The 24,032-nt window shown below is 75.3% G+C and carries 20 protein-coding genes; 14 read left to right on the top strand and 6 right to left on the bottom strand.

Annotated elements, in window-relative coordinates; all coding sequences use genetic code 11:
- Window position 1: 1 nt before the first annotated feature.
- The 5 genes from IF37_RS0118720 (at window position 2) to IF37_RS0118740 (ending at window position 8,748) form a co-directional block, all read left to right on the top strand.
- Window positions 2–4,993 (top strand): type I polyketide synthase, encoded by a 4,992-nt coding sequence (locus tag IF37_RS0118720; protein ID WP_079165796.1) that lies wholly within the window; start codon window positions 2–4, stop codon window positions 4,991–4,993.
- Window positions 4,990–5,316 carry an acyl carrier protein gene (locus tag IF37_RS0118725; RefSeq protein ID WP_030743690.1) on the top strand — a complete coding sequence of 109 codons (327 nt, stop codon included), beginning with the start codon at window positions 4,990–4,992 and terminating at the stop codon, window positions 5,314–5,316. The genes IF37_RS0118720 and IF37_RS0118725 overlap by 4 nt, the downstream gene beginning before the upstream one ends.
- 3 nt (window positions 5,317–5,319) lie before the next feature.
- On the top strand, window positions 5,320–6,132 hold the full coding sequence (locus tag IF37_RS0118730; protein ID WP_030743693.1) for an alpha/beta fold hydrolase: 813 nt from the start codon (window positions 5,320–5,322) through the stop codon (window positions 6,130–6,132).
- Window positions 6,129–7,307 (top strand): glycosyltransferase, encoded by a 1,179-nt coding sequence (locus IF37_RS0118735; RefSeq protein ID WP_030743696.1) that lies wholly within the window; start codon window positions 6,129–6,131, stop codon window positions 7,305–7,307. Before IF37_RS0118730 ends, IF37_RS0118735 begins: the two co-directional genes overlap by 4 nt.
- 388 nt (window positions 7,308–7,695) lie before the next feature.
- Window positions 7,696–8,748, top strand: a complete 1,053-nt coding sequence (locus IF37_RS0118740; protein ID WP_030743700.1) for a class I SAM-dependent methyltransferase — start codon at window positions 7,696–7,698, stop codon at window positions 8,746–8,748.
- 34 nt (window positions 8,749–8,782) lie between these two features.
- Here the strand turns inward: IF37_RS0118740 and IF37_RS0118745 are convergent, their stop codons facing one another.
- Entirely contained in the window at window positions 8,783–9,760 is a 978-nt protein-coding gene (locus tag IF37_RS0118745) for a lysylphosphatidylglycerol synthase transmembrane domain-containing protein (RefSeq protein ID WP_253915801.1), read from the bottom strand.
- 321 nt (window positions 9,761–10,081) lie between these two features.
- On the opposite strand from IF37_RS0118745, the gene IF37_RS0118750 reads away from it, so the two are divergent.
- Window positions 10,082–10,726 (top strand): DedA family protein, encoded by a 645-nt coding sequence (locus IF37_RS0118750; RefSeq protein ID WP_030743704.1) that lies wholly within the window; start codon window positions 10,082–10,084, stop codon window positions 10,724–10,726.
- A 40-nt stretch (window positions 10,727–10,766) separates the two neighbouring features.
- Here the strand turns inward: IF37_RS0118750 and IF37_RS0118755 are convergent, their stop codons facing one another.
- Window positions 10,767–11,294, bottom strand: a complete 528-nt coding sequence (locus tag IF37_RS0118755) for a gamma carbonic anhydrase family protein (RefSeq protein ID WP_030743707.1) — start codon at window positions 11,292–11,294, stop codon at window positions 10,767–10,769.
- 109 nt (window positions 11,295–11,403) lie between these two features.
- On the opposite strand from IF37_RS0118755, the gene IF37_RS0118760 reads away from it, so the two are divergent.
- From IF37_RS0118760 to IF37_RS0118770, 3 genes are all read left to right on the top strand, one after another.
- Window positions 11,404–12,168 (top strand): acyltransferase, encoded by a 765-nt coding sequence (locus IF37_RS0118760; protein WP_030743710.1) that lies wholly within the window; start codon window positions 11,404–11,406, stop codon window positions 12,166–12,168.
- Between the two features lie 165 nt (window positions 12,169–12,333).
- Window positions 12,334–12,906 carry a helix-turn-helix domain-containing protein gene (locus IF37_RS0118765; protein WP_030743712.1) on the top strand — a complete coding sequence of 191 codons (573 nt, stop codon included), beginning with the start codon at window positions 12,334–12,336 and terminating at the stop codon, window positions 12,904–12,906.
- 43 nt (window positions 12,907–12,949) lie between these two features.
- Window positions 12,950–13,507 (top strand): YbaK/EbsC family protein, encoded by a 558-nt coding sequence (locus tag IF37_RS0118770; protein ID WP_030743714.1) that lies wholly within the window; start codon window positions 12,950–12,952, stop codon window positions 13,505–13,507.
- A gap of 121 nt (window positions 13,508–13,628) precedes the next feature.
- Here the strand turns inward: IF37_RS0118770 and IF37_RS0118775 are convergent, their stop codons facing one another.
- The 3 genes from IF37_RS0118775 to IF37_RS0118785 all read right to left on the bottom strand — a co-directional run bounded on the left by IF37_RS0118775 (window position 13,629) and on the right by IF37_RS0118785 (window position 17,160).
- On the bottom strand, window positions 13,629–14,849 hold the full coding sequence (locus tag IF37_RS0118775) for a 4-hydroxybenzoate 3-monooxygenase (protein ID WP_030743717.1): 1,221 nt from the start codon (window positions 14,847–14,849) through the stop codon (window positions 13,629–13,631).
- A 66-nt stretch (window positions 14,850–14,915) separates the two neighbouring features.
- Complete coding sequence (locus IF37_RS0118780) at window positions 14,916–16,550, bottom strand: APC family permease (protein ID WP_030743720.1); 1,635 nt, start codon at window positions 16,548–16,550, stop codon at window positions 14,916–14,918.
- Window positions 16,551–16,752: 202 nt separating this feature from the next.
- Entirely contained in the window at window positions 16,753–17,160 is a 408-nt protein-coding gene (locus tag IF37_RS0118785; RefSeq protein WP_030743722.1) for a CoA-binding protein, read from the bottom strand.
- 153 nt (window positions 17,161–17,313) lie between these two features.
- Between IF37_RS0118785 and IF37_RS0118790 the strand changes: the two genes are divergently transcribed.
- The 5 genes from IF37_RS0118790 (at window position 17,314) to IF37_RS0118810 (ending at window position 23,542) form a co-directional block, all read left to right on the top strand.
- Window positions 17,314–18,144: a hypothetical protein gene (locus IF37_RS0118790; RefSeq protein WP_030743724.1), complete on the top strand. Its 831-nt coding sequence runs from the start codon at window positions 17,314–17,316 to the stop codon at window positions 18,142–18,144.
- Entirely contained in the window at window positions 18,141–18,680 is a 540-nt protein-coding gene (locus IF37_RS0118795; RefSeq protein ID WP_030743726.1) for a histidine phosphatase family protein, read from the top strand. Before IF37_RS0118790 ends, IF37_RS0118795 begins: the two co-directional genes overlap by 4 nt.
- A 36-nt stretch (window positions 18,681–18,716) precedes the next feature.
- The gene (locus IF37_RS0118800) at window positions 18,717–19,343 is read left to right on the top strand and encodes a YigZ family protein (protein WP_030743728.1); all 627 of its coding nucleotides are present in this window, start codon (window positions 18,717–18,719) and stop codon (window positions 19,341–19,343) included.
- Between the two features lie 117 nt (window positions 19,344–19,460).
- Complete coding sequence (locus IF37_RS0118805; protein WP_030743729.1) at window positions 19,461–20,624, top strand: exonuclease SbcCD subunit D; 1,164 nt, start codon at window positions 19,461–19,463, stop codon at window positions 20,622–20,624.
- On the top strand, window positions 20,621–23,542 hold the full coding sequence (locus tag IF37_RS0118810) for an AAA family ATPase (protein ID WP_030743730.1): 2,922 nt from the start codon (window positions 20,621–20,623) through the stop codon (window positions 23,540–23,542). Before IF37_RS0118805 ends, IF37_RS0118810 begins: the two co-directional genes overlap by 4 nt.
- Here the strand turns inward: IF37_RS0118810 and IF37_RS0118815 are convergent.
- Window positions 23,499–23,984 (bottom strand): Lrp/AsnC family transcriptional regulator, encoded by a 486-nt coding sequence (locus IF37_RS0118815; RefSeq protein ID WP_052845240.1) that lies wholly within the window; start codon window positions 23,982–23,984, stop codon window positions 23,499–23,501. The two genes, IF37_RS0118810 and IF37_RS0118815, sit on opposite strands and share 44 nt — an antisense overlap.
- Window positions 23,985–24,032: the final 48 nt, after the last annotated feature.

The following is a 24,032-nucleotide window of genomic DNA, read 5'->3' on the forward strand; positions in this document are numbered from 1 at the left end:
CATGACGGAGCCTCAGACGCCGGTCGCCATCGTCGGAATGGCGGTGCTGCTGCCCGGTGCCCGCGGACTGGACGCCTACTGGGCCAACCTGCGGGACGGCACCGACGCCATCGGTGACGTCCCCGCCCACCGCTGGGACGCCGACTACTACCGTCCCGGCTCGGCCGCCGGGCCCGCCGTCGCCGGCCAGGTGTACTGCCGGCGCGGCGGGTTCGTGGACGGCCTGGCCGAGGTGGAGGTCACCCGGCACGGCATCATGCCCGCCGCCGTGGCCGGCACCGAACCCGACCAGCTGATCGCCCTCGACGTGGCCGCGACCGCGCTCGCCGACGCCGGCGGTCCGGAGCGGCTGCCCGAACGGCACCGGGTCGGGGTCGTCCTCGGCCGGGGCGGCTATCTCACCCCCGGCCTGGCCCGGCTGGACCAGCGGGTGCGCACCGCACACCAACTCACCCGCACCCTGGGCGAGTTGCTGCCCGACCTGGCACCCGCCCAGCTCGACCGGGTCCGCGCGGCGTTCACCGAACGGCTCGGCCCGGACAGCCCCGACGCCGCGATCGGCCTGGTCCCCAACCTCGCCGCCTCCCGCATCGCCAACCGCCTCGATCTGCGCGGCCCCGCCTACACCGTGGACGCGGCCTGCGCCTCCTCCCTGGTCGCCGTCGACCACGCGGTCACCGCGCTCACCACCGGCCGCTCGGACCTGATGCTGGCCGGGGGAGTGCACCACTGCCACGACATCACGCTGTGGAGCGTCTTCTCCCAGCTCCGCGCGCTGTCCCCGACGGAGCGCATCCGCCCCTTCCACCGCGACGCCGACGGCCTCCTCATCGGCGAGGGCACCGGAGTCGTCGTACTGAAACGGCTCGCGGACGCCGCACGCGACGGTGACCGCGTCTACGCGGTGATCCGCGGCACCGGCGTGGCCGCCGACGGCCGTACGGCGGGACTCGTCGCCCCCGATCCGGGCGGCCAGGGCCGGGCCGTGCGCCAGGCCTGGCAGGCCGCCGGGCTCGACCCCGCCGCACCGGACTCGGTCGGCCTGCTGGAGGCCCACGGGACGGCCACGCCCGCCGGTGACACCGCCGAACTCCGCACACTGGCCGAGGTGTTCGGGCCCGGGGCGAGCGGCCTCCGGGACGAGGGGCGGCCGGTGCTGGGCTCGGTGAAGTCGATGATCGGCCACACCATGCCGGCGGCGGGCGTGGCGGGCCTGGTCAAGGCCGCGCTCGCCCTGCACCACCGCACCCTCCTGCCCACGCTGCACTGCGACGACCCGCACCCCGCCCTCGCCGCCACCCGCTTTTGCACCCTGGACCGGGCCCGGCCCTGGGAGACGGGCACCGGACAGCCGGTCCGGCGGGCCGGGGTGAACGCGTTCGGGTTCGGCGGGATCAACGCGCACGTGGTGCTGGAGGAGTCACCGGCCGGCCGCCCCGCCCAGGCACCATGGAGGGTTTCCGCACCCGTTGCTGCACCCCTGATCGAGTCGCCCGCCACATCCGTCACCGAGTCGTCCGCCGCACCCGTCACCGAGTCGCCCGCCGCATCCGTCACCGAGTCGTCCACCGAGCCATCCGCCGCGTCGTCCGCCCTGTCGTCCGCCGTGCCGGGTGGTGCGCCGCGCGGGGTGCCACCGGCCCGGCCGCGTGTCATCGAACCCGAGCGGGTCCTGCTGCTCGCCGCCGGGGACGTGGCCGGGCTCGCCGTCCTCCTCGACCGCGACGACCCGGCCGTGCTCGCCGCCGGGCTCGACCCGGCCCTCCCGCGCACCGGGGACGGCCCGGTCCGGCTCGGGATCGTGGACCCGACGGCCAAGCGGCTCGCCCTGGCCCGTCGCACGGTCGCCAAGGGCCGTGCCTGGCACGGGCGCGGTGACATGTGGTTCCGGCCGACCCCCCTGCTCGGCCCGGCCGGCGGCCGGCTCGCGTTCGTCTTCCCCGGGCTGGAGGCGGAGTTCACGGCCCGTACCGACGACATCGCCGCCCACTTCGGCCTGCCCCCGGTCGCTGGCACGGAGGTCCGGGTGGGCGACATCGGCCGGCACGGCTTCGGCGTCGTCGGGGTGGGCCGCCTGCTGGACCAGGCCCTGCGCCGCATGGGCGTGGTACCGGACGCGGTCGCCGGACACAGCGTCGGAGAGTGGACGGCCATGGCCGCCGCCGGACTGTACTCCGCCGCCCAGGTGGACGCGTTCATGACCGGCTTCGACCCGGACTCGATCACCGTCCCCGGCCTCGCCTTCGCCGCCGTCGGCACCTCCGCCGCCCAGGTCCGCGCCGCGCTCGCCGCCGCCTGGGCGGGTTCCGGGATCGTGCTCTCCCACGACAACGCGCCCCGCCAGGCCATGGTCTGCGGCCCCGGCCCGGTGGTGGAGGAGTTCGCGCGGTCCCTGCGCGCCGAGGGCGTGCTCTGCCAGGTGCTGCCCTTCCGGTCAGGCTTCCACACGCCGATGCTGGAACCGTATCTCGGCCCCATCAAGGCGTCCGCCGACCGTTTCCGGCTGCACCCGCCGACCGTTCCGGTGTGGTCGGGAACGACCGCGGCACCCTTCCCGGCGGACGAGCCCGCGGTCCGGGAACTCTTCGTCCGGCATCTGCTGGAGCCCGTCCGCTTCCGCGAGCTGACCGAGGCCATGTACGCCGCCGGGCACCGCGTCTTCGTCCAGACCGGCCCCGGCCGGCTGACCTCGCTCATCGGCGACACCCTCGGCGAACGCGATCACCTGGCCGTCGCCGCCCACTCGGCCCACCATGACGGGCTGGCCCAGCTCCGGCGCACGGCGACCGCGCTGTGGACGGCGGGGGCGGTCGTGGCACCGGCGGTTCCGGCCCGGACCCCGGCCCGGACCGAGGCCGGCACCACGGCGGGAACCCCGGCCGGCCGTCCGGCCGTGGTACGCCCGCCCGTCCGCCTCGACCTGGGCAGCGCCCTGGTGTCACTGGACGGCCCGTCCCGCGAGGCGCTGCGCGCGCAACTGCGCGGGACGCCGCCGGAAGAACGGCCGGGCGAACCACCGACCACACGGTCGGCCACACCGCCGGACGCCTCACCGCCGACGGCCGGATTCCCCCTTCGGCCCGGTACGCCGGCCGGCCCTTCCGCCACCACCGTCCCCGCGCTCGAACACCTCGCGCGGCACCACCCGGCCGCCGCCGAACTCACCGCCCTCCTGCGGGACACCGCGCACACGGCGGCGGAACTGATCGCGGCGAGCCGCCCCCCGGGCACCGGAAGCCCCACGCCCCCAGGCACCCACGCCCCCGCCCCCCTCACCTCCGCCCCTCCCACGGTTCACCCCACCACCACGACCCTCCACGTCTCCGCGCGGACCATGCCCCACCTCCTGGACCACTGCTTCTTCCCGCAGCGTCCGGGCTGGCCGGACCTGGCCGACCGCTGGCCGGTCGTCCCCGCCACCACGATCGTGCGGCACATGATGGACGCGGCGGAGGCGGCGGCCCCCGGCCTGCGCGCCGTCGCCGTGCACGGGGCCCGCTTCGACCGGTGGCTCACCGCGACGCCCCCCGTCGAGGTACCGGTCACCGTCACCCCGGCCCCCGACCACCCGCACCGGGTCACCGTCGCCTTCGGCACGACGGCCCGCGCCGAGATCGAACTCGCCCCGCACCACTGCGCGCCATCCCCGCCGATCCCCTTCCCGGGCGCCCCGGAACACCTCCCCGCGCACACCGCGGCCCAGCTCTACCGCGAGCGCTGGATGTTCCACGGCCCGCGGTTCCAGGGCCTGACCGAGCTGACCGCGATCGGCGAGCGGCACATCCGCGGAGTGATCACCACCCCCGCCGCCCCCGGTGCCCTGCTCGACAACGTCGGCCAGCTGCTGGGCTACTGGATCATGGCGACCCGCTCCGAGCGGACCGTCGTCTTCCCGGTGCGGCTGGGCACGGCGCGGTTCCACGGACCGGACCCGGCCCCCGGCACCGAGGTGCGCTGCCTGCTGCGGATCACCTCGCTCACCGACACCCTGCTGGAGGCGGACGCGGAACTGACCGTCGACGGCCGGGTGTGGGCCCGGCTCACCGGCTGGCAGGACCGCCGGTTCGACAACGACCCCACCACCCGGCCCGTCGAACGCTTCCCCGAGCGCCACACCCTCTCCACCGCCATGCCCGGCGGCTGGGCCCTGGTGCACGAGCGGTGGCCGGACCTCGCCTCACGCGACCTGATCATGCGGAACTCGCTGGGCGGCGCCGAGCGCGCCGCGTACGCGCGACGCCCGCCGCGCGGACGCCGGCAGTGGCTGCTCGGCCGTATCGCGGTCAAGGACGCGGTACGGCACTGGCTCTGGCAGCAGGGAGAAGGGCCCGTCTTCCCGGCGGAGATCCAGGTCGGCAACGACGAACTCGGCCGGCCCCGCGTCACCGGAGTGCACGGCCGCGCCCTGCCTCCGCTGGACGTCTCGCTCGCCCACCGAGCCGAGACGGGCGTGGCGATCGTACGGCCGCACCGCCCGTCGCCCGGTCCCGGCATCGACGTCGAAGAGGTCACCGAGCGCGACCCGGCCACCCTCGCCACCGCGCTCGGTCCCGTGGAACTGCGGTTGCTGCGCGCCCGGTGCGCGGACGGCGGTGAGACGCCGGCCCTGTGGTTCACCCGGTTCTGGGCCGCCAAGGAGGCGGTCGCCAAGGCCGAGGGCGCCGGATTCGGCGGCCGTCCCCGGGACTTCACCGTGTTGGAGGCCGCCCCGGACGGCAGCCGGCTGCTGGTCTCCGGCCGGCTGGAGCGCGCCTACACCGTGCACTGCGCGCCGGCCGCCAACCCGCCCGGCCTGCCGGAACGCGACTACGTGGTGGCCTGGACGACCGGCCCGGGGACCGGCGACGGACGACACGGCGGCGCGGCCGAGGACGGACTGCACCGCCCCGCGCCCGCCGACGGACGGCACGGCGCCGCAGCCGCCGACGGACCGCCCGGCATCGCACCCGAGGACCGACGACACGACACCGCAGCCGAGGAGTACCTCCGATGAATCCCACCCAGCCGGCCCCGGCCCCCGCGCCGCCCACCGCCGAGACCGTGCTCGCCGACATCTCCGGCATGCTCCGCACGGTGCTGGCGGAGTACGGCGAGGACGACGTGGCGATCGGCATGTCCACGCTTTTCAACCGCGACCTGGAACTGGAGAGCATCGACCTCGTCACCCTGGCGGGCCTGCTGGAGGAACGGTACGGACAGCGGGTCAACCTCGCCGAGTTCCTGGCCGGTATGGAGTTCGACGAGATCATCGAGCTGACCGTCGGCCGGCTCGTGGAGCACGTGGTGCGGAGCCTGAAGACCGGCCGGGCGGGCTGAGCCATGGCGATGGTCGACGCCGGCGGCATCCGGCTGCACGTCCAGCGGACCGGCCCCACCGACGGCCGCGCCCCGCACGCCACCATCGTCCTGGTGCACGGGCTGCTCACCGACAGTCTGGCCAGCTACTACTTCACCGTCGCCCCCCGGTTCGCGGCGGCCGGACTCGACGTCGTCATGTACGACCTGCGCGGCCATGGCCGCAGCGAGCGCCCGCCGCGCGGCTACACCCTCGACCACAACATCGACGACCTGACGGCGCTCCTCGACCGGCTCGGCGTGACCGGTCCCGTGCACCTCGTCGGCAACTCCTACGGCGGCACCATCGCCTTCGGGTACGCGGCCCGCCATCCCGGCCGGGTGGCCGGCCTGACCCTGATCGAGTCCGAACCGGCGACCGCCGCCTGGGCGGCGAAGCTCGGCCGCATCCTGCACCGGGTGACGACCCAACTCGCCCACAACGAACCGGACGCCCTCGCCTGGATCACGGCCCACCGGGGCCACAACACCGCCCGCCTCGCCAAGGGCGCGGCACGGCTCGCCCGCGAGACCACCCTGGGCCGGGACATCCCCGCCAGCCGGGTGCTCACCGAGGCCCAGATCGGCGCCGTACGCTGCCCGGTCCTCGGTGTGTACGGCGGCGACTCCGATCTGGCGGACCTGGTGCCGGCGCAGCGGCGGCTGCTGCCGGACTACCGGGCGGTCGTGCTGCCGGGGCACGAGCACTCGGTCCTGGTCGAGGCACCCGGCACGGTCGGCGGACACATCCTGGACCACACCCTGGACCGGGTCCGCGCGGGGACGGGCGTCCGGTGAGCGGATTCCTCTTCGTCGTCCCGCCGCTGACCGGGCACGTCAACCCCGCCGTGGGCGTCGCCGCCCGGCTCGCCGCGCAGGGGCACCGAGTGGCCTGGGCGTGCGCCGATCCGGCGCTGGTGCGGCGGCTCGCGGGTGCCGACGCCGTGGTGTTCGGGTGCGCCGGTCCGGTGCCGGGCGCCCCGGGTGCCGTACGGCCGCCGGAGCTGCGGGGCGCGGAGGCGCTGCGGTTCCTGTGGGAGTGGTACCTGCTGCCGCTGGCCGACGCGATGGCGCCGGGGGTGCGCGCGGCCGTCGCGGCGTTCCGCCCGGACGTGGTCGTCGCCGACCAGCAGGCGTTCGCCGGCGCCCTGGTGGCCGAGCACCTGGGGTTGCCCTGGGCCACCTCCGCGACCACGTCGGCCGAGTTCAGCGGTGCCTACGACGGTCTGCCCAAGGTCGCCGACTGGCTCGGGCGGCGCCTGGCCGAGCTGCGCGCGCGCATCGGGGACCCGGCGGGCACCGCCGACCCGCGTTCCTCGCCCCACCTCCTGCTCGTGTTCAGCACACCGGAACTGATCGGGCCGCGGGCGCCGGCGGCACCGCACGTCCACTACGCCGGCCCCTCGCTCACCGGCCGCCCGGCCGGGCCGGACTTCCCCTGGGACCGGCTGGACCCCGGCCGAGCCAAGGTCCTGGTGACCCTCGGCACGGCCAACGCCGACGCCGGGACCCGGTTCCTCGGCGAGGCCCGGACCGCGCTGCGAGCCCGCGCCGACCGGCTCCAGGCGGTGATCGCCGATCCGGCCGGCACCCTGACCGCGGCACCGGACGATGACGTCCTGGTCGTGCCGTCCGTTCCCCAGCTCCCGCTGCTGGCGCACATGGACGCCGTGGTCTGCCACGCGGGCCACAACACGGTGTGCGAGGCGCTGTGGCACGGCGTCCCGATCGTCGCCGCGCCGATCAGGGACGACCAGCCGGTGGTGGCGGCGCAGGTCGTGGACTCCGGCGCGGGCGTCCGGGTCCGGTTCGGCCGGGTCACCGCGGCCCGGCTGGGCGAGGCCCTCGACACCGTCCTGCGCGACCCGGCCCACCGGCACGCCGCCGCCCGCGTCCGCGACGCGTTCCGCGCGGCGGGCGGCGCCCGGTCGGCGGCGGCCCGCCTCGCCCGGCTGGCGGCGGAGGGCCGATGACCGACACGCGCGACGAACAGCCCGGTCACCCGCGAGCCCGGTCGCGCCGGGGCACCGCGGGCAGGTCACGGAAGCCAGGACAGGAAGCCGCAGCGGACGTCCGCGGCGAGGAAGGGGCGGGGAGCCGATGAGTGACGCACGTGAGACGCGGGGAGCGGATACGGAGCCGACGAGCACCCCGACCGACGAGACGACGGGACCGGTGAGCGACGCGGCGGACCGGACGGCGGGGCGGGTGAGCGGCATGGCGGACCGGGCGGCCGGACCGCTGAGTGACGCGGTGAGCGAACCGACCGGGCGGGTGCGTGACGTGCGTGAGAAAACAGTGCGTGACGCGCGTGAGAAGGCAGTGCCGGACGCGCGCGAGAAGACGGCGCGGGATGCGCGAATGAAGACGGCGCGGGTCGCCGCCCTGCGCTCCGCCTACCGGGCCGACCTGGACGCTGGCACCGACCGCTTCTTCGCGGCCCGGCGGACCACCTGCCCCTGGTGTTCCTCCGGCCGGATCGGCCCCCGCCTGCGCACCACCGACCTGCTCCAGCACAAGCCCGGCCGCTTCCTCCTCGACCGCTGCGCCGACTGCGGCCACATCTTCCAGAACCCCCGGCTGACCACCGAGGGGCTGGAGTTCTACTACCGCGACTTCTACGACGGGCTCGGCGAGCAGCGGATGAGCGGCACCTTCGGCGGGCGCGGCGCGATGTACCGGGGCCGTGCCGAGGCCATGCTGCCCCACGACCCCGCGCCGAAGACCTGGCTGGACGTCGGCACCGGCCACGGCCACTTCTGCGCCGCCGCCCGCACCGTACTCCCCGGCACCGCCTTCGACGGGCTCGACTTCACCGACGGCGTCGAACTCGCCGCCCGCGAGGGCCGCGTGGACCACGCCTACCGCGGTGCCTTCCCCGACCTGGCACCCGAACTGGCCGCCCGCTACGACGTGGTGAGCATGTTCCACTACCTGGAGCACAGCACCGACCCCGACCGCGAACTCCGCGCCGCCCACCGCGCCGTACGCCCCGGCGGGCACCTTTTGATCGAGGTACCGGACCCGGAGAGCCGCTACGCCCGGCTGCTCGGCCGCTGGTGGCTGCCCTGGCTCCAGCCGCAGCACCTGCACTTCGTGCCGGTGGCCAACCTGCGCCACCGGCTCACCGGGCTCGGGTTCACGGTGGTCGCGGAAGAGCACGCCGAGGCCCATGACCCGGTGGACCTGCTCGCCGCGGTCTGGCTGGCGCTCGACCACACCGCCCCGCGCGAGGACGCGCCCTGGCTCCCCGAACGCCCCGGCGCCCTCCGCCGCGCCGCGCGCGCCGCGCTCCTGCTGGCGGGCGTCCCCGCGCTGATCACCGCCACGCTCCTCGACCGCTTCGCCGTACGCCCGTTCTCCCACCGGCTCGGCCTGTCCAACGCCTACCGCCTGGTGGCCCGACGGGACTGACACCGCCGCCGGGCGAGGGGCGGCCGTGCCCCGCTCACACCACCTTCGCGCGGATCAGCGCCGACAGCACCAGGGTCCCCGGCACCAGCGGCACCCAGTCCGTCAGCACCCGGTACCCGATGACGGCCGCGGTCGCCTCCGCGGGCGTGGTGCCGAAGGCGACCAGCGTCCACACCAGCGCCGCGTCGACCGCGAGTCCGCCCGGCGCGGGCACCGCCCCGACGGCCGTACCCGCCGCCAGATGGGCGAGCACCACCCGCTGCCACGGCAGTGCCAGCCCGAGCGAGGCGCCGACGCAGGCCAGCGCCCCGGCCTGCACCAGCGGCAGGGCGACGGCCCCGCCCCACAGGGCGAGGACCCGGCGCGGCCGGGTGTGCACCGCGCGCGCGTCGGCCAGGGCGGTGCGCAGCAGTGCGGCCACCGGCCGGCGCACCGGCCGTACCACCGCCATCAGCACCGCGGCCAGCGCGACCGCCCCGGCCGTGACGGCGGCCAGCGGCACCAGTGGCCGGCCGTCCGGCACCAGGTCGCCAAGGCGCCGCCAGGCCGGCGACGCGGCCAGGAACACCAGCAGGACGGCCGTCTTCGCGGTGGACTTGACCAGCGAGTACAACCCGATCGACGCGGTGGCCCGCTCCACCGGCACCCCCCGCCCGCGCAGGAAGCGCAGGGTGACGGCGTGGGCGCCGAGCCCGGCGGGCAGCACGTGGTTGGCGGCGCCGGCGGCGAACTGCGAGGCCAGCAGCAGCCCCGGCGGGACCCGGTCGGGCAGCGCGCCCTGCCGCACGCAGGAGGCCGCCACCCAGGTCAGACAGGTGAAGCCGGCTCCGGCCAGCAGCCACCACGGGTCGGCCCCGGCCAGCCGCCGGACCCCCTCGTGGACGACGGGCCGGTTGGCCACGGCCCACCCGGCGGCGAGCAGCAGGGGAGCCACGCACACGGCCAGCCGCACGGCCCGGCCCGGCCCGCGCGGCGCGGGGCGCGCGTCGACCGTGAGCCCGGAACCGGGCACCGGGGCCGGCGGACAGGGGTGCGGGACGGGGGACAGCGGGCGGGAGGGGGACAGAGGGGACACGGGGACGTCGTCCTTCCGCGGCGGACCCCTCGGCGGGGCCTTGAGGGAAGCGGGCCGGGCGAACCGCGTGGGAGCCTTCCCCTCCCGCGTGACACGGGGATGTCCGGAAACGTAAGGCGTGGGGGCGGGACGGTGCCGACCCGCGCGGACGGCCGAGCGGCCGTTCAGCGCCGACCAGGTAGCCTTCCCTCGGGACGCGTTTTACATGCGGTGACCCGTCAGCCGGAGAGCAAGGTCAGCTACAGGGGAGGAACCGGCGTGCACGTCCAGGAATGGCTCGACTCGGTGCCCGCCGTCGCCGTCTACGCCGTGGTGGCCCTGGTGATCGGCGTGGAGAGCCTGGGCATCCCGTTGCCGGGCGAGATCGTCCTCGTCTCCGCGGCCCTGATGTCCTCCCAGCACACGGGCGTCAACCCGGTCGTCCTCGGTGCCTGCGCGACCGCCGGCGCGGTGATCGGCGACTCCATCGGCTACGCCATCGGCCGCAAGGGCGGACGCCCGCTGCTGGCCTGGCTCGGCGGGAAGTTCCCGCGCCACTTCAGCGCGGGACACGTGGCCACGGCCGAGCGGTCCTTCGAGAAGTGGGGCATGTGGGCGGTCTTCTTCGGCCGTTTCGTCGCCCTGCTGCGCATCTTCGCCGGCCCCCTCGCGGGCGTGCTGCACATGCCGTACTGGAAGTTCCTGATCGCCAACGTCCTCGGCGGCATCTGCTGGGCCGGCGGCACCACGGCCGTCATCTACTACATCGGCGTCGTCGCCGAGGACTGGCTGAAGCGCTTCTCGTACCTGGGCCTGGGCGTGGCCGTGCTGATCGGCCTGGCCTCCCTGCTGATCCTCAAGCGCAAGGCGAAGAAGGCGCAGGCCGAGCGGCGCGAGGCGGAACCGGTGGGTGCCCGGGACTGAGGCGCCCCGGCCGAGCGGCGGGCACCCGCCCCCGCCGCGCCTACCCGTGCACCCCGCGGTGCGCCTCGGCCAGCTCCGTGTACAGGGTGCCGTTGAGGGTCACCCCCGCGCGCTCCTCCTCGGTCAGGCTCCGCCGCACCTTGGCCGGCACCCCCGCCACCAGCGACCCCGGCGGCACCACCATCCCCTGCGGCACCAGGGCCTGGGCCGCGACCAGCGAGCCGGCCCCGATCACCGCGCCGTTGAGCACGGTCGCCCCCATCCCGACGAGGCAGTCGTCCTCCACGGTGGCCCCGTGCACCACCGCGTTGTGCCCGATGGACACCCGCTCCCCGACGGTCACCGGGAACCCGGGATCGGCGTGCAGGGTGACGTTGTCCTGCACATTGGCCCGCGCCCCCACGGTGATCCTCTCGACGTCGGCGCGCACGACGGCGCCGTACCAGACACTGGCCCCGGCATGCAGCGTGACGTCCCCGATCACGGACGCCGTGGGCGCCACGAACGCCTCCGGGTCGATCCGGGGCTCCTTGCCCCCGATACCCGCGATCAGCGCCTTGTGCGTCATCACCGTCTCCTCGTGTCGGCCGTACACGGCACGGTACGACACCGGGTGGGGCAAAGATCACAGCAGCCCGCCCTCTCCGCCGGAGGCGACCGCTGAGTAACGTGAGCCCGTGCCGAAGCGCAAGAACACGTTCTCATCCTGGCGGCGGGGCCTGGCCCAGCGAGCCGTCCACGCGGCCTGGTCCTGGGCACGGCGCGCCGGGTCCGTCACGGCCGAGCACCCGGCGGGGTTCCGCTTCGGCGCGATCGGCGAGGCCACCCGGCTGGCCTTCCCGCTCGGCACCGTCTTCGGCGAGCCGTGGATCCGGATCGGCTCCTACTGCATCATCGCCGAGCAGGTCACCCTCACCGCCGGCCTGATGCCCGGCCTCGACCTCGGCCCCGACCCGATCCTGCGCATCGGCGACGGCGTGGTCCTCGGCCGCGGCAGCCATGTCATCGCCGACACCACGGTCACCATCGGCCGCGACTGCTACTTCGGCCCGTACGTCTACGTCACCTCGACCAACCACTCCTACGACGATCCGCACGAGCCCATCGGCAAGCAGTGGCCGCGGATGGAGCCGGTGGTGATCGGACCGGGCTGCTGGATCGGCACCGGCGCGGTGATCCTGCCGGGGGCGCGGATCGGCCGGAACGTGGTCGTGGCGGCCGGCGCGGTGGTCCGGGGCACGGTGCCCGACCACGCCGTGGTGGCGGGGGCGCCCGCCCGGGTCGTACGGCGCTGGACGCCCGACGACGGCTGGCAGCCGCCGCTGCGCACCCCCGCGCCGGTGCCGATCCCGGACGGCACGACGCCGGAGCAGCTGCGGGCGCTGGCGGACCTGGACGAGGACGCGGTGGCGCGGCTCGCCGCGCTGGACTCCGACGGCTGACCCGGGCGGCGGCCCGGCCGGAAGGGGAGCCGGGCTGCGGCCCGCGGCCCGGCCCCGCAGTAGAGTTTGCCGGACGACCAGGCGCACCACACCGTAGGTCCGTGGGCTGAACCGCGCCGGACCGCGCTGACGAACCCCGTGAACTCCCCGGATATTGGACCCAACGTGTCGGACCTCGAACTTCTGACCCAGTCCCTGGCGCGCAACGTCAGGCACTGGCGCTCGGTGCGCGGCTTCACCCTGGACGTGCTCGCCGCCCGGGCCGGTGTCAGCCGCGGCATGCTCATCCAGATCGAGCAGGCCCGCACCAACCCCAGCATCGGCACGGTCGTCAAGATCGGTGACGCGCTCGGCGTCAGCGTCACCACGCTCCTCGACTACGAGCGGGGCCCGAAGGTCCGCGTCGTCCCCGCCGAACGGGCCGTACGGCTCTGGCACACGGACGCCGGCAGCTACAACCGGCTGCTCGCCGGTACGGAGGCGCCCGGACCGCTGGAGATGTGGGACTGGCGGCTGATGCCGGGGGAGCACAGCCCCTCCGAGCCGCACCCCGCCGGCACGGTCGAGCTGGTGCATGTCACCACCGGCGAGCTGACCCTCAGCGTGGACGGCGCGGAGTACCGCGTGCCGGCCGGCGCGAGCGCCTCCTTCGAGGCCAACGTCCCGCACCGGTACGAGAACCGGGGCGAGACGCCGATGGAGATGGTGATGGCGGTGTCCGTACCGCCCGTGCCGTGAGACGCCGGTACGGCGGGCGGGCGGACCTTGCTAGCGTGCGGCCATGCGCGCACCCATCGGCGACTTCGACACCGCCACCCCCGCCCCGGACTGCCTGGACGAGCTGACCGCCCCCGTCGCCGACGCGGTGCGCGACTGGCAGGGCACGGTCCCCGCCGACCGGATCCTCTACGTCGACACCGACCCGCGCTGGGCCGACACCGCCGTCTTCGTCGAGCACTACGGCCGCGATCTGCTGGAGCGGTCGGCGAACTGCGTGGTGGTCGCGGGCAAGCGGGCCGGCGAGACCAGGCTCGCCGCCTGCGTGGTGCTCTCCACCACCCGGGCCGACGTCAACGGCGTCGCCCGCCGCCAACTGGGCGCCCGCAAAGCCTCGTTCGCCTCCATGGAGACGGCGACCGGCGAGACCGGCATGGAGTACGGCGGCATCACGCCGCTCGGCCTGCCCACGGGCTGGCCGGTGCTGGTGGACGCGGCCGTCGCCGACCTGCCCTACGTCCTGGTCGGCAGCGGGCGCCGGCGCGGCAAGCTCCTGGTGCCCGGCAAGGCGCTGGCCGAACTGCCCGGCGCCGTGGTGCTGGAGGGGCTGGGCGTCGCCTGACCCCACCGTGCGTGGCCGGCCGGCGCGCGCCGCGGGCCCGCCACGCCCGGGACCGGCGCGCGCCGGAGCGCCGCCCGTTCGGTACGCGCCGGTCATGCCGAGGTGCCGCGGCGACGCCCGTTCAGTACGTGTCGGCCGTGCCGAGGTACTGCTCGGCGAAGGCCGCCGCCGCGGCCGGTGAGGAGAACAGTCGGCGCAGCCGGGCCAGCGTGGTGCCGGCCCGGTAGGGGTCGCCGTCGGACACCCCGTGGAAGATCTCGGCGAGCCACCGCGAGAAATCCTGGTACTCCCACACCCGCCGCAGGCACCGCGCCGAGTAGCCGTCCAGGCCCGAGTCGTCGCCCTCGGCCAGGTGCGCGACGAGGGCGTCGCCGAGGAGGAACGCGTCGTTCAGGGCGAGGTTCATGCCCTTCGCGGCGATCGGCGCGACGAGGTGTGCCGCGTCACCGGCCAGGAAGAGACGGCCGAACACCATGGGTTCGACCACGTAGTCGTGCATGTCCAGCACCCGCTTCTCCAGCAGCGGGCCCTCCGTCAGCGGCGGGCGGTCCGCCGCCCGCAGGCGCCGCTGGAGCTCCGCCCAGACCCGCTCGTCGGGCCAGTCGGCCGGGTCGTCGCCGGGCGGGCACTGGAGGTAGTAGCGGGTGAGCCGGGAACTGCGGGGCATCTGCCCGGCGAACCCGCCCGGGTGCATGCCGAACAGCACGCGGTCCGCGCACGGCGGGGCCTCGGCCAGCAACGCCAGCCAGCCGATGCCGTAATCGTGCCGGGAGGTCCGCGCCCGCGCCGGCAGCGCGGCCCGGCTCACCCCGCGCGGTCCGTCGCAGCCGGCGATGAAGTCACAGTGGACCAGGCGCCGTTCACCGGTGTCCGGGTCGGTGTACGAGACGGCGGGCCGGTCCGAGTCCGGCTCGTGCAGGCGCACGTCCCGCACCCCGAAGCGGATGTCCCCGCCGCGCACGTCGGCGTACTCCCGCACCAGGTCGGTCACCAGCAGGGGCTGCGAGTAGACCCAGTGATGACGGCCCGTCAGCTCTGTGTGGGCGAAGCGGTGGGCCCGGCCGTCGAAGCGGAACTCGCACTCCGAGTGGCGTTCCGCGCGCTCCAGCAGCCGGTCGGCCAGACCGCGTCGTTCCAGGCCGCGCACGGCCCATTCCTCGATGACCCCGGCGCGCGGCCGCTGTTCGATGAACTCGCGGGTCCCGGCCTCCAGGACCAGGCAGTCGACACCGGCCGCCCGCAGGATGTTGCCGACGGTCAGGCCGGCCGGTCCGGCACCCACGACGACCACCGGGAAACGTTCGGCGGAAGGGGAGTTGAAGGGGGAGGGAGCAGACGTCACCCCAGCATTATGACGGTGTCCCGTCAGTCGAGCCGACGGGACACCGTCAGGGCGGCGCGGTACGGGTCAGTGCGCGGGCATGTCCGTGACCACGACCTCGTCGATGCTGCGCTCGATCGCCTCGGGCCGCGACGCGGTGGCCTTGGCCCAGTAGTAGACGGCCAGCGAGAAGACCGCGACGACCAGGATGTCCCACCACAGCGGAATGGTGCCCCGGCCGCCGAAGCCGCCCAGCCAGGAGATCAGGCCCAGGCCCACCAGGTAACCGGGCAGCCACTGCGCGGCCCTGAAGTCCAGCCGGGGCGCGTCGGGCAGCCGCTTGCGCGTGGCGTACCAGGCGTAGGAGCCGAGGAGCACGTAGCCGAGCAGGATCGCGAAGCCCAGCCGCCACAGGGTGTTCCAGCCGGACCAGTAGATGATGAGGTCGGCGACCACGAAGGACAGCGGCGAGACGACCTTGCCGCCGGGCAGCCGGTACGGGCGCTCCCGGTGCGGCAGCCGGTCGGCGAAGACGCCGTAGGCCAGCGGAGCGCCCGCGTACATCAGCACGCTCGCCGAGGTGATGAAGCCGACCAGTTCCTGCCAGCTCGGGAACGGCAGGAAGCAGAACACGCCGGTGACGAACGACATGAGCAGGCCGAACCACGGCACGCCACGCTTGTCGGTCAGGGCGAACGCCTTCGGCGCGTAGCCGTTCCTGGCCAGGCCGAAGGAGACGCGCGAGGTGGCGGTGGTGTAGATCAGGCCGGTGCCGCCGGGGGAGATGATCGCGTCGATGTAGAGCACCCAGCCGAGCCAGCCCAGGCCCACGATGGTCGCCAGGCCCGCCCAGGGGCCGCTGATGCCCGCGAAGTCGAGCTTGGCCCAGCCGTGCGCGAAGGAACCGTGCGGCAGCGCGGCGATGAACACGACCTGGAGCAGGATGTAGATCACGGCGCCGATCGCCACCGAGCCGAGGGTCGCCCGCGGCAGGTCGCGCTTGGGGTTGCGGCTCTCGCCCGCCAACTGGATCGCCTGCTCGAAGCCGAGCAGCGCGAAGATGATGCCGCTGGTGCTGATCGCGCCGAGGACGCCCTTGGCGCCGAACGGGGCGAAGCCCTCGGAGGTGAAGTTGCCCGGGTGGAAGTTGCCCGCGGCGATGATGAAGATCGCCCCGAGCGGGACGGCGATCTTCCACCAGGTGGCGGCGCTGTTGGTGTGGGCCAGGGCCCGGACGCCGAAGAAGTTGACCCCGACGAAGACCGCCATCAGCAGCACGGCCGTGAGGAAACCGCTGGGCGTCAGCGTTCCGTCGGTGTGCTGGAGGCTCTGGGCCCACTGCCAGTGACCGGCGTAACCGATCATGGCCTCGACCTCGATCGGCGCGACGGTGGCGGCCTGGAGCCAGGAGAACCAGCCGAAGGACATGCCGGCCAGACCGCCGAAGGCGTAGTGCGGGTAGCGGGCCGTGCCGCCCGCCACCGGGAACATGCCGCCCAGCTCGGCGTGCACGAGCGCGAGGAGCACGATGGCCACCGCGCCGATCACCCAGGAGATGACCGCCGCGGGGCCGGCCACCACGACCGCCTTCTCGGCGCCGTACAGCCAGCCGGAGCCGATGATCGAGCCCACCGAGGCCCACATCAGTCCGATCAGCCCGACATCCCGGCGCAGACCGCCGGACTCCGTCGTGGCCTGTGGCAAGGCGTCGACTTTCGCCATGTCTAGGGGCCTCTCAGTTCGTGAACGCTCGATCAACGAGCAATGAGGCCACAGGCTAGAAACGCGTTCCCCGTCGGCAAAAGACTGTTTCCCAAAACTTGACCGAGGATCTTACCGTCCTTGGGTAGATCCTTCCCGCAGGTCAGATGGGTGCGGAGAATGTCAATATTCAGCGTGGAATTGTGATGAAGGAGAATTGACACTAGGTCAGGCGGGGAATTTCGATCGCCGGGCACCGGTCCATGACCATGTCGACACCGGCCGCCCCGGTCCGCTCGTAGGCCGCCTCGTCGACGACCCCCAGCTGGAACCAGACCCCGCGCGCGCCCTTGCGCACCGCCTCGTCCGCCACCGCGCCGGCCAGCTCGCTGTTCACGAAGACGTCCACCACGTCCACGTCGAAGGGGATGTCCGCGAGGGAGGCGTAGCCCCGCTCCCCGTGCACGGTCTCCGCCTTCGGGTGGACCGGCACGATCCGCTTGCCGAACCGCTGGAGCGTCCGCGCCACGCCGTACGCGGCCCGGTTCTCGTTCGAGGACAGCCCGACCACCGCCCAGGTGTCGCCCAGCTCGGTCAGTATCCTGCGGGTCGTCGCGTCGTCGCCGTACATCGGCCGCCTCCTCGGGCTGGGGGACTGCGGGGGGTTTCCGCGCGTCGGCACAACATCGTCCGCATGCGCGCGGATTCCCGCCGTACCCCGCCACGCTGTCCGGAATCGGCGCAAGCCGCTGCGTACGACGGCCCGCCCGCCTACGCTCGCCCCGTGCTGCACATCCTCGACGCCCGAACCGGTGAGCCCGTCCCCGCCGCGCCCGCCCGCCGCGCCCTGACCCGTATCGAGGCCCACGCCGGCGGCCTCGACCCGACGGCCCTGCGGGTGCTGCTCACCGCCGACCTGCTCGTCCGCGCCCTGGAACTGGGCGGCACCCCGGTATGGACGATCCTCACCGCCCCGCGCGGCCAGCCGGAGCTGCGCACCGCCGCCACCCGGCTCGCCATCCGCCCCTTCGAGGACGCCCGCGACTTCGCGTCCGGCCTCGGCGAGGCCCAGGCCATCCACGTGACCCAGCGCGCCCCCGGCCGCCCGCCGGGGGAGGGCCCGGTGCTCGAGGTGGCGCCGGTGGAGTGGTCGGAGGGGACGGGACGCCCGGGCAGGGCGGCGGCGCCCGGTGCCGGGGGCGACGGAGAAGGTGGGGAGTGTGTCGTCGCGGACGGCGGCCCCGCCGCGGCCGGTGTGCTCCCGGTGCTGCTCGCCGACCCCCCGGTCCTGCGGCTCGCCCTGCTCGCCGTCCCGCGCGGCGAACCCGCGCGGCTGGACCCCGCCGTGCTGGACGACGCCGCGCGGCGCCTCGCCCGGTGGCGGCGGGCCGTCGCCGGCTGGGCGCGGCAGCCCTCGAGACCGGTCCCCGGCGAGGTCCGCGAGCGGCTGCGGGCCGCTTGGGAGGACGACCTCGACCTGCCCGCGGTGCTCGGCGTGCTGCGGGACGTGGAGAGCGCGCCCGGTATCCCGGACGGCGCTCGCTTCGAGACCTACGCCTACGTCGACCGCCTGCTCGCCCTCGACCTCGCGCGCGACCTCGGGGCCCTCGCGTGAGCGGGCCGGACGAGGTGCCGCTGCGCCGGCTGGTGGTGCTGCGGCACGCCAAGTCCGCCTGGCCCGAGGGTGTCGAGGACCGGCTGAGGCCGCTCTCGCCGCGCGGTCTCCGGGACGCCCCGGCCGCCGGACGCGTCCTCGCCGCCGGCGGCCCCCTGCCCGATCTCGTCCTGTGCTCCACCGCCGTACGCGCCCGCCGGACCTGGGAGCTGGTCGCCGCCGAGTGGGCCACCCCGCCGCCCGTCCGCTACGACCGGCGGCTGTACGCGGCCGACGTGGAGGAGCTGCTCGCGGTCGTGCGCGAGGTGCCGGCGGACGTGCGGACGCTGCTGCTCGTCGGGCACAACCCCGGCCTCCAGGAGCTGGTGTCGGCGCTCGCCGCGGACGGCCTCGACGACACGCTGGTACGGGTGCGGGCCAAGTTCCCGACCGCCGCGGTCGCCGTGCTCACCTGGCACGGACCCGGCTGGCCGGCCCTCGCGCCCGGCGCGGCCCTGCTCACCTCGTTCACGGTCCCGCGCGGGGAGAAGGGGTAGCCGGGCGGCCCGGCGGCGCTCGCATAGGCTGGCGTGATGCAGGACGAGTACCGCACAGTCGCCCGCGCGGGCGTGCACGAGACCGAGATCAACCGCTCCCGCTTCCTGTGCGCGCTCGCCCCGGCCGCCACCGAGCGGGAGGCCCAGGACTTCATCGCCGCGGTGCGCAAGGAGCACGCCGACGCCACCCACAACTGCTGGGCGTACGTCATCGGCGCCGACGCCTCCGTGCAGAAGGCCAGCGACGACGGCGAACCGGGCGGCACCGCGGGCGTGCCCATGCTCCAGATGCTGCTGCGCCGCGACATGCGGTACGTGGTCGCCGTCGTCACCCGCTACTACGGCGGCGTCAAGCTCGGCGCGGGCGGACTCATCCGCGCCTACGGCGGCTCGGTCGGCGAGGCCCTGGACACGCTCGGCACGATCACCCGGCGCCGTTTCCGGCTGGCCACGGTGACCGTCGACCACCAGCGGGCGGGCAAGGTGCAGAACGACCTGCGCGCCACCGGGCGCGAGGTGCGCGACGTCCGCTACGGAGAGGCCGTCACCATCGAGATCGGCCTGCCGGACGCCGACGTGGCCGCCTTCCGCGGCTGGCTCGCCGATGTGACGGCGGGCACGGCCGGCCTCGAACTGGGCGGCGAAGCCTACGGAGACGCCTGACAGGCACCCCTCGAAAGTAACCAAACGGACATAACGGTCCGGTGTGGTGCGGGGCGTGGCGGGGCGGTGCGGGAACGGCCGCCGCGCTGTCGTACCCGGCCGTTAGTCTCGGGGCCCATGAGACTCCTGCACACGTCCGACTGGCACCTCGGCCGGGCCTTCCACCGGGTGGACCTGCTCGGGGCCCAGGCCGAGTTCATCGGTCATCTCGTCACCACCGTGCGTGAGCGCGCGGTGGACGCGGTGGTCGTGTCGGGCGACGTGTACGACCGCGCGGTGCCCCCGCTCGCCGCGGTGGAGCTGTTCGACACCGCCCTGCACCGGCTCGCCGGCCTCGGCGTGCCCACGGTGATGATCTCCGGCAACCACGACTCGGCCCGCCGCCTCGGCGTCGGCGCCGGACTCATCGACCGCGCGGGCATACACCTGCGCACCGAGCCCTCCGCCGCCGGCACCCCGGTGGTCCTCCGGGACGCCCACGGCGACGTCGCCTTCTACGGGGTGCCGTACCTCGAACCGGCTCTGGTGAAGGACGAGTTCGCCGTCGACAAGGCAGGCCACGAGGCCGTCCTCGGCGCCGCCCTGGACCGCGTCCGCGCCGACCTCGCCACCCGCGCGCGGGGCACCCGTTCCGTCGTCCTCGCCCACGCCTTCGTCACCGGCGGCCAGGCCAGCGACAGCGAACGGGACATCACCGTCGGCGGAGTGGCCGCCGTACCGGCCGGGATCTTCGACGGCGTCGACTACGTGGCGCTCGGCCATCTGCACGGCTGCCAGACCATCACCGAGCGCGTGCGCTACTCGGGCTCGCCGCTCGCCTACTCCTTCTCCGAGGCCGACCACCGCAAGAGCATGTGGCTGATCGACCTGGACGCGGACGGCACGGTCGCCGCCGAGCGCGTCGACTGCCCGGTGCCGCGCCCGCTCGCCCGCCTCCGCGGCACCCTGGACGACCTCCTCGCCGACCCCGCGCTCACCCGTCACGAGGACGCCTGGGTCGAGGCCACCCTCACCGACCCGGTCCGCCCCGCCGACCCGCTGGCCCGGCTCGCCCAGCGCTTCCCGCACACCCTCAGCCTGGTCTTCGCCCCCGAACGGGCCCCGGACGACCCCCGCGTCTCCTACGCCCGGCGGCTCGCGGGCCGCAGCGACCAGGAGATCGCCCAGGACTTCGTCGCCCATGTGCGCGGCGCCGGGCCCGACGCCCACGAGACGGCCGTGCTGCGCGAGGCGTTCGACGCCGTACGCGCCGACCACGCCGTGCGGGAGGTGGCCCGGTGAGGCTGCACCGGCTCGACATCACCGCCTTCGGTCCCTTCGGCGGCACCCAGACCGTCGACTTCGACGCGCTGTCCACCGCCGGGCTGTTCCTGCTGCACGGCCCGACCGGAGCCGGCAAGACCTCCGTCCTGGACGCCGTCTGCTACGCCCTGTACGGCTCCGTGCCCGGCGCCCGGCAGAGCGGCCAGAACCAGAACCCGCGCAGCGACCACGCCCACCCCGGCACCCGCACCGAGGTCCGCCTCGACCTCACCGTCGCCGGCCGCCGCCTGGAGATCACCCGGCAGCCCTCCTGGGAGCGGCCCAAGCTGCGCGGCAAGGGCACCACGGTCGACAAGGCCCAGACCTGGCTGCGCGAGTACGACGCCCCGGCCGGCGCCTGGAAGGACCTCAGCCGCTCCCACCAGGAGATCGGCGCCGAGATCGAGCAGCTGCTCGGCATGAGCCGCGAACAGTTCTGCCAGGTCGTCCTGTTGCCCCAGGGCGACTTCGCGCGCTTCCTGCGCGCCGACGCCGAGGCCCGGGGCAGGCTGCTCGGCCGGCTCTTCGACACCCAGCGCTTCGCCGACGTCGAGAAGCGCCTCGCCGAACGCCGCCGCACCACCGAGGCACGCGTGCGCGAGGGCGACGCGGCCCTGCTCGCCGATGCCCACCGCATGCAGCAGGAGGCCGGCGACGCCATGGAGCTGCCCGAGCTGGCGCCCGGCGACCCCGGCCTGGCCGAGGCCGTCCTCGGCGCCGCCGCCGTCGCCCGCAGCACCGCCCGGGAGCACCTCACCCTCGCCCACTGCCGTCTCACCGCCGCCGAGTCCGCCCACACCGCCGCCCGGCGCGCCCTGGACGACGTGCGCGAACTCGCCCGGCTCCAGGCCCGGTCCGCCGAGGCCCGGCAGCGCGCCGAGCGCCTCCGGGAGCGGTCCGGCGCCCACCGCGAGGACCGGGAGCGGATGGAGCGGGCCCGCAAGGCCGAGGCGGTCGCGCCCGCGCTGGAGCTGCGCGAGGCCGCCGAGGCGGAACACCGCCGGGCCGCCGCGGCCGAGGCCCATGCGCGCGGACTGCTCCCCGGCTCCGACGCCGGCGCGGAGGCCGGCCTGCTCGCCGCCGCCGCCCGCCGGGCCGCCGAGGAGCTGGGCGGCCTGGACGCGGCCCGGCGCGCCGAACGCCGGCTCGCCGAACTCACCGCGGAGCGCGCCGGACTCGACCGGCAGGAGCACGCCGACGAGGACGTCCTGCGCGAGGCGGACGCCTGGCTCGCCGACTGGGACGCCTCCCGCACCGCCCTGCGGACCCGCGTCGACTCCGCCCAGGAGGCCACCACCCGCGCCGAGCAGCTCGCCGTCCAGCGCGCCCCCGCCCGGCGGCGGCTCGACGCGGCCCGCACCCGCGACCGGCTCGCCGCCGACCTCGAACAGGCCGGGCAGCGCGCGCGTGCCGCGCGGCAGGATGCCGCGGACGCCCGCGCCCACTGGCTCGACCTCAAGGAACAGCGGCTGGCCGGCATCGCCGCCGAACTGGCCGCCCACCTCACCGACGGCGACCCCTGCGCGGTGTGCGGAGCCACCGAGCACCCCGCCCCGGCGCGCAAGGTCGCCGGGCACGTCGACCGCGAGACCGAGGACCGCGCCCTCGCCGCCTACCAGCGGGCCGAGGAACTGCACGCCGCGGACGAGCGGCGCCTCGGCACCGTCCGCGAGGCGCTGGCCGCCGCCACCGCCGAGGCCGGCGACACCCCCGCCGACCGGCTCGCCGCCGAGATGGACCAGCTGGAGCGGGAGTACGCCCGCGCCCGCCGCGACGCCTCCGCCCTGCACGCCGCCCAGGAGGAGCTGCGGCACGCCGAGCGGGAGCGCGAGCAGCGGCTCGCCGACCGCCAGCAGGCGGCCGTCCGGGCCGCCTCCCGGCTCACCCGCCGGGACACCCTGGAACGCGAACAGGCCCAACTGGAAGCCGAGTTGCGGCAGGCGCGCGGCGACGCGGAGAGCGTGGCCGCGCGCGCCGCGCAGTTGGAGCGGCGCGCGGCCCGGCTCACCGGGGCCGCCGACGCCGCACGGGTCGCACAGGACGCCGCCCAGCGGCTGAAGGACGCCGACGCCCGCCTCGCCGACGCCGCCTACCGGGCCGGTTTCGACACCCCGGCAGCCGCCGTCGCGGCCCTGCTGGACCCGGCCGCCCACCGCGAGCTCCAGCACCGCCTGGACGCCTGGCAGCAGGAGGAGGCCGCCGTCCGGGCGGTCCTCGCCGAGCCCGGTACCGCGGCCGCCGCCGAACGGCCGCCCGCCGACCCGGCCGCCGCCGAGCACACGGCGGCCGACGCCGAACGACGGCGGCGCCCGGCCGGCCCCCCCCCCGCCCCCGGCCCCCGGCCCCGCCCCCGCCTGGGCCCGCTCCCCGCCGCCCTCACCGCCGGCACCTCCGCCGACAACGAACGCAGGATGCGCCTGGAGTCGTACGTCCTGGCGGCGCGTCTGGAACAGGTCGCCGCCGCCGCGACCGCCCGCCTGACGCGCATGTCGGCCGGCCGCTACACCCTCGTCCACTCCGACGACCGCACCGGGCGCGGGCGCAGCGGGCTCGGGCTGCACGTGGTCGACGCCTGGACCGGACGGGAACGGGACACCGCGACCCTCTCCGGCGGCGAGACCTTCTTCGCCTCCCTCGCGCTCGCCCTCGGCCTCGCCGACGTCGTCACCGACGAGGCGGGCGGCGTGCGCCTGGACACCCTCTTCATCGACGAGGGCTTCGGCAGCCTCGACGAGCAGACCCTGGACGAGGTCCTGGACGTCCTCGACTCCCTGCGCGAACGCGACCGCAGCGTGGGCATCGTCAGCCACGTCCCCGACCTGCGCCGCCGGGTCCACGCCCAGCTGGAGGTGGTCAAGGGCAGATCCGGTTCGACGCTGCGGCAGCGGGGGGTCTAGCGGCCAGGGGCCGGCGGGGCAGGGGGGAGGAGTAGACCACGCTGGTGGTCACCGAACCCAGCGCGCCGATCCGCCCCGCGATCTCCTCCAGATGGGACATGGAGCGCGCGGAGACCTTGATGACGAAGCAGTCGTCGCCCGTGACGTGGTGCGCCTCCAGGATCTCGGGTGTCGCCGCCACCAGGTCGTGGAACGGCCGGTAGTTGCCGTTCGGATACCGCAGGCGCACGAACGCCAGGATCGGCAGGCCCAGTCGCTCGGGGTCGACCACCGCCGCGTACCCCTGGATCACGCCCGCCTCCTCCAGCCGCCGCACCCGCTCGGTCACGGCGCTCGGCGACATGGACACCGCGCGCGCCAGCTCGGCGTAACTGGCCCGCCCGTCGCGCTGGAGGACTTCGAGGATGCGCCAGTCGGTGGCGTCCGGGGAATACACGGTCATCCCGGATGGATAGCAGGGAAATCCCCGGCGGGACAAGGGTGAGCCCGT

It is taken from the genome of Streptomyces sp. NRRL S-31 (genome assembly GCF_000718775.1).
In the GTDB taxonomy this organism is placed as follows: Bacteria; Actinomycetota; Actinomycetes; order Streptomycetales; family Streptomycetaceae; genus Streptomyces.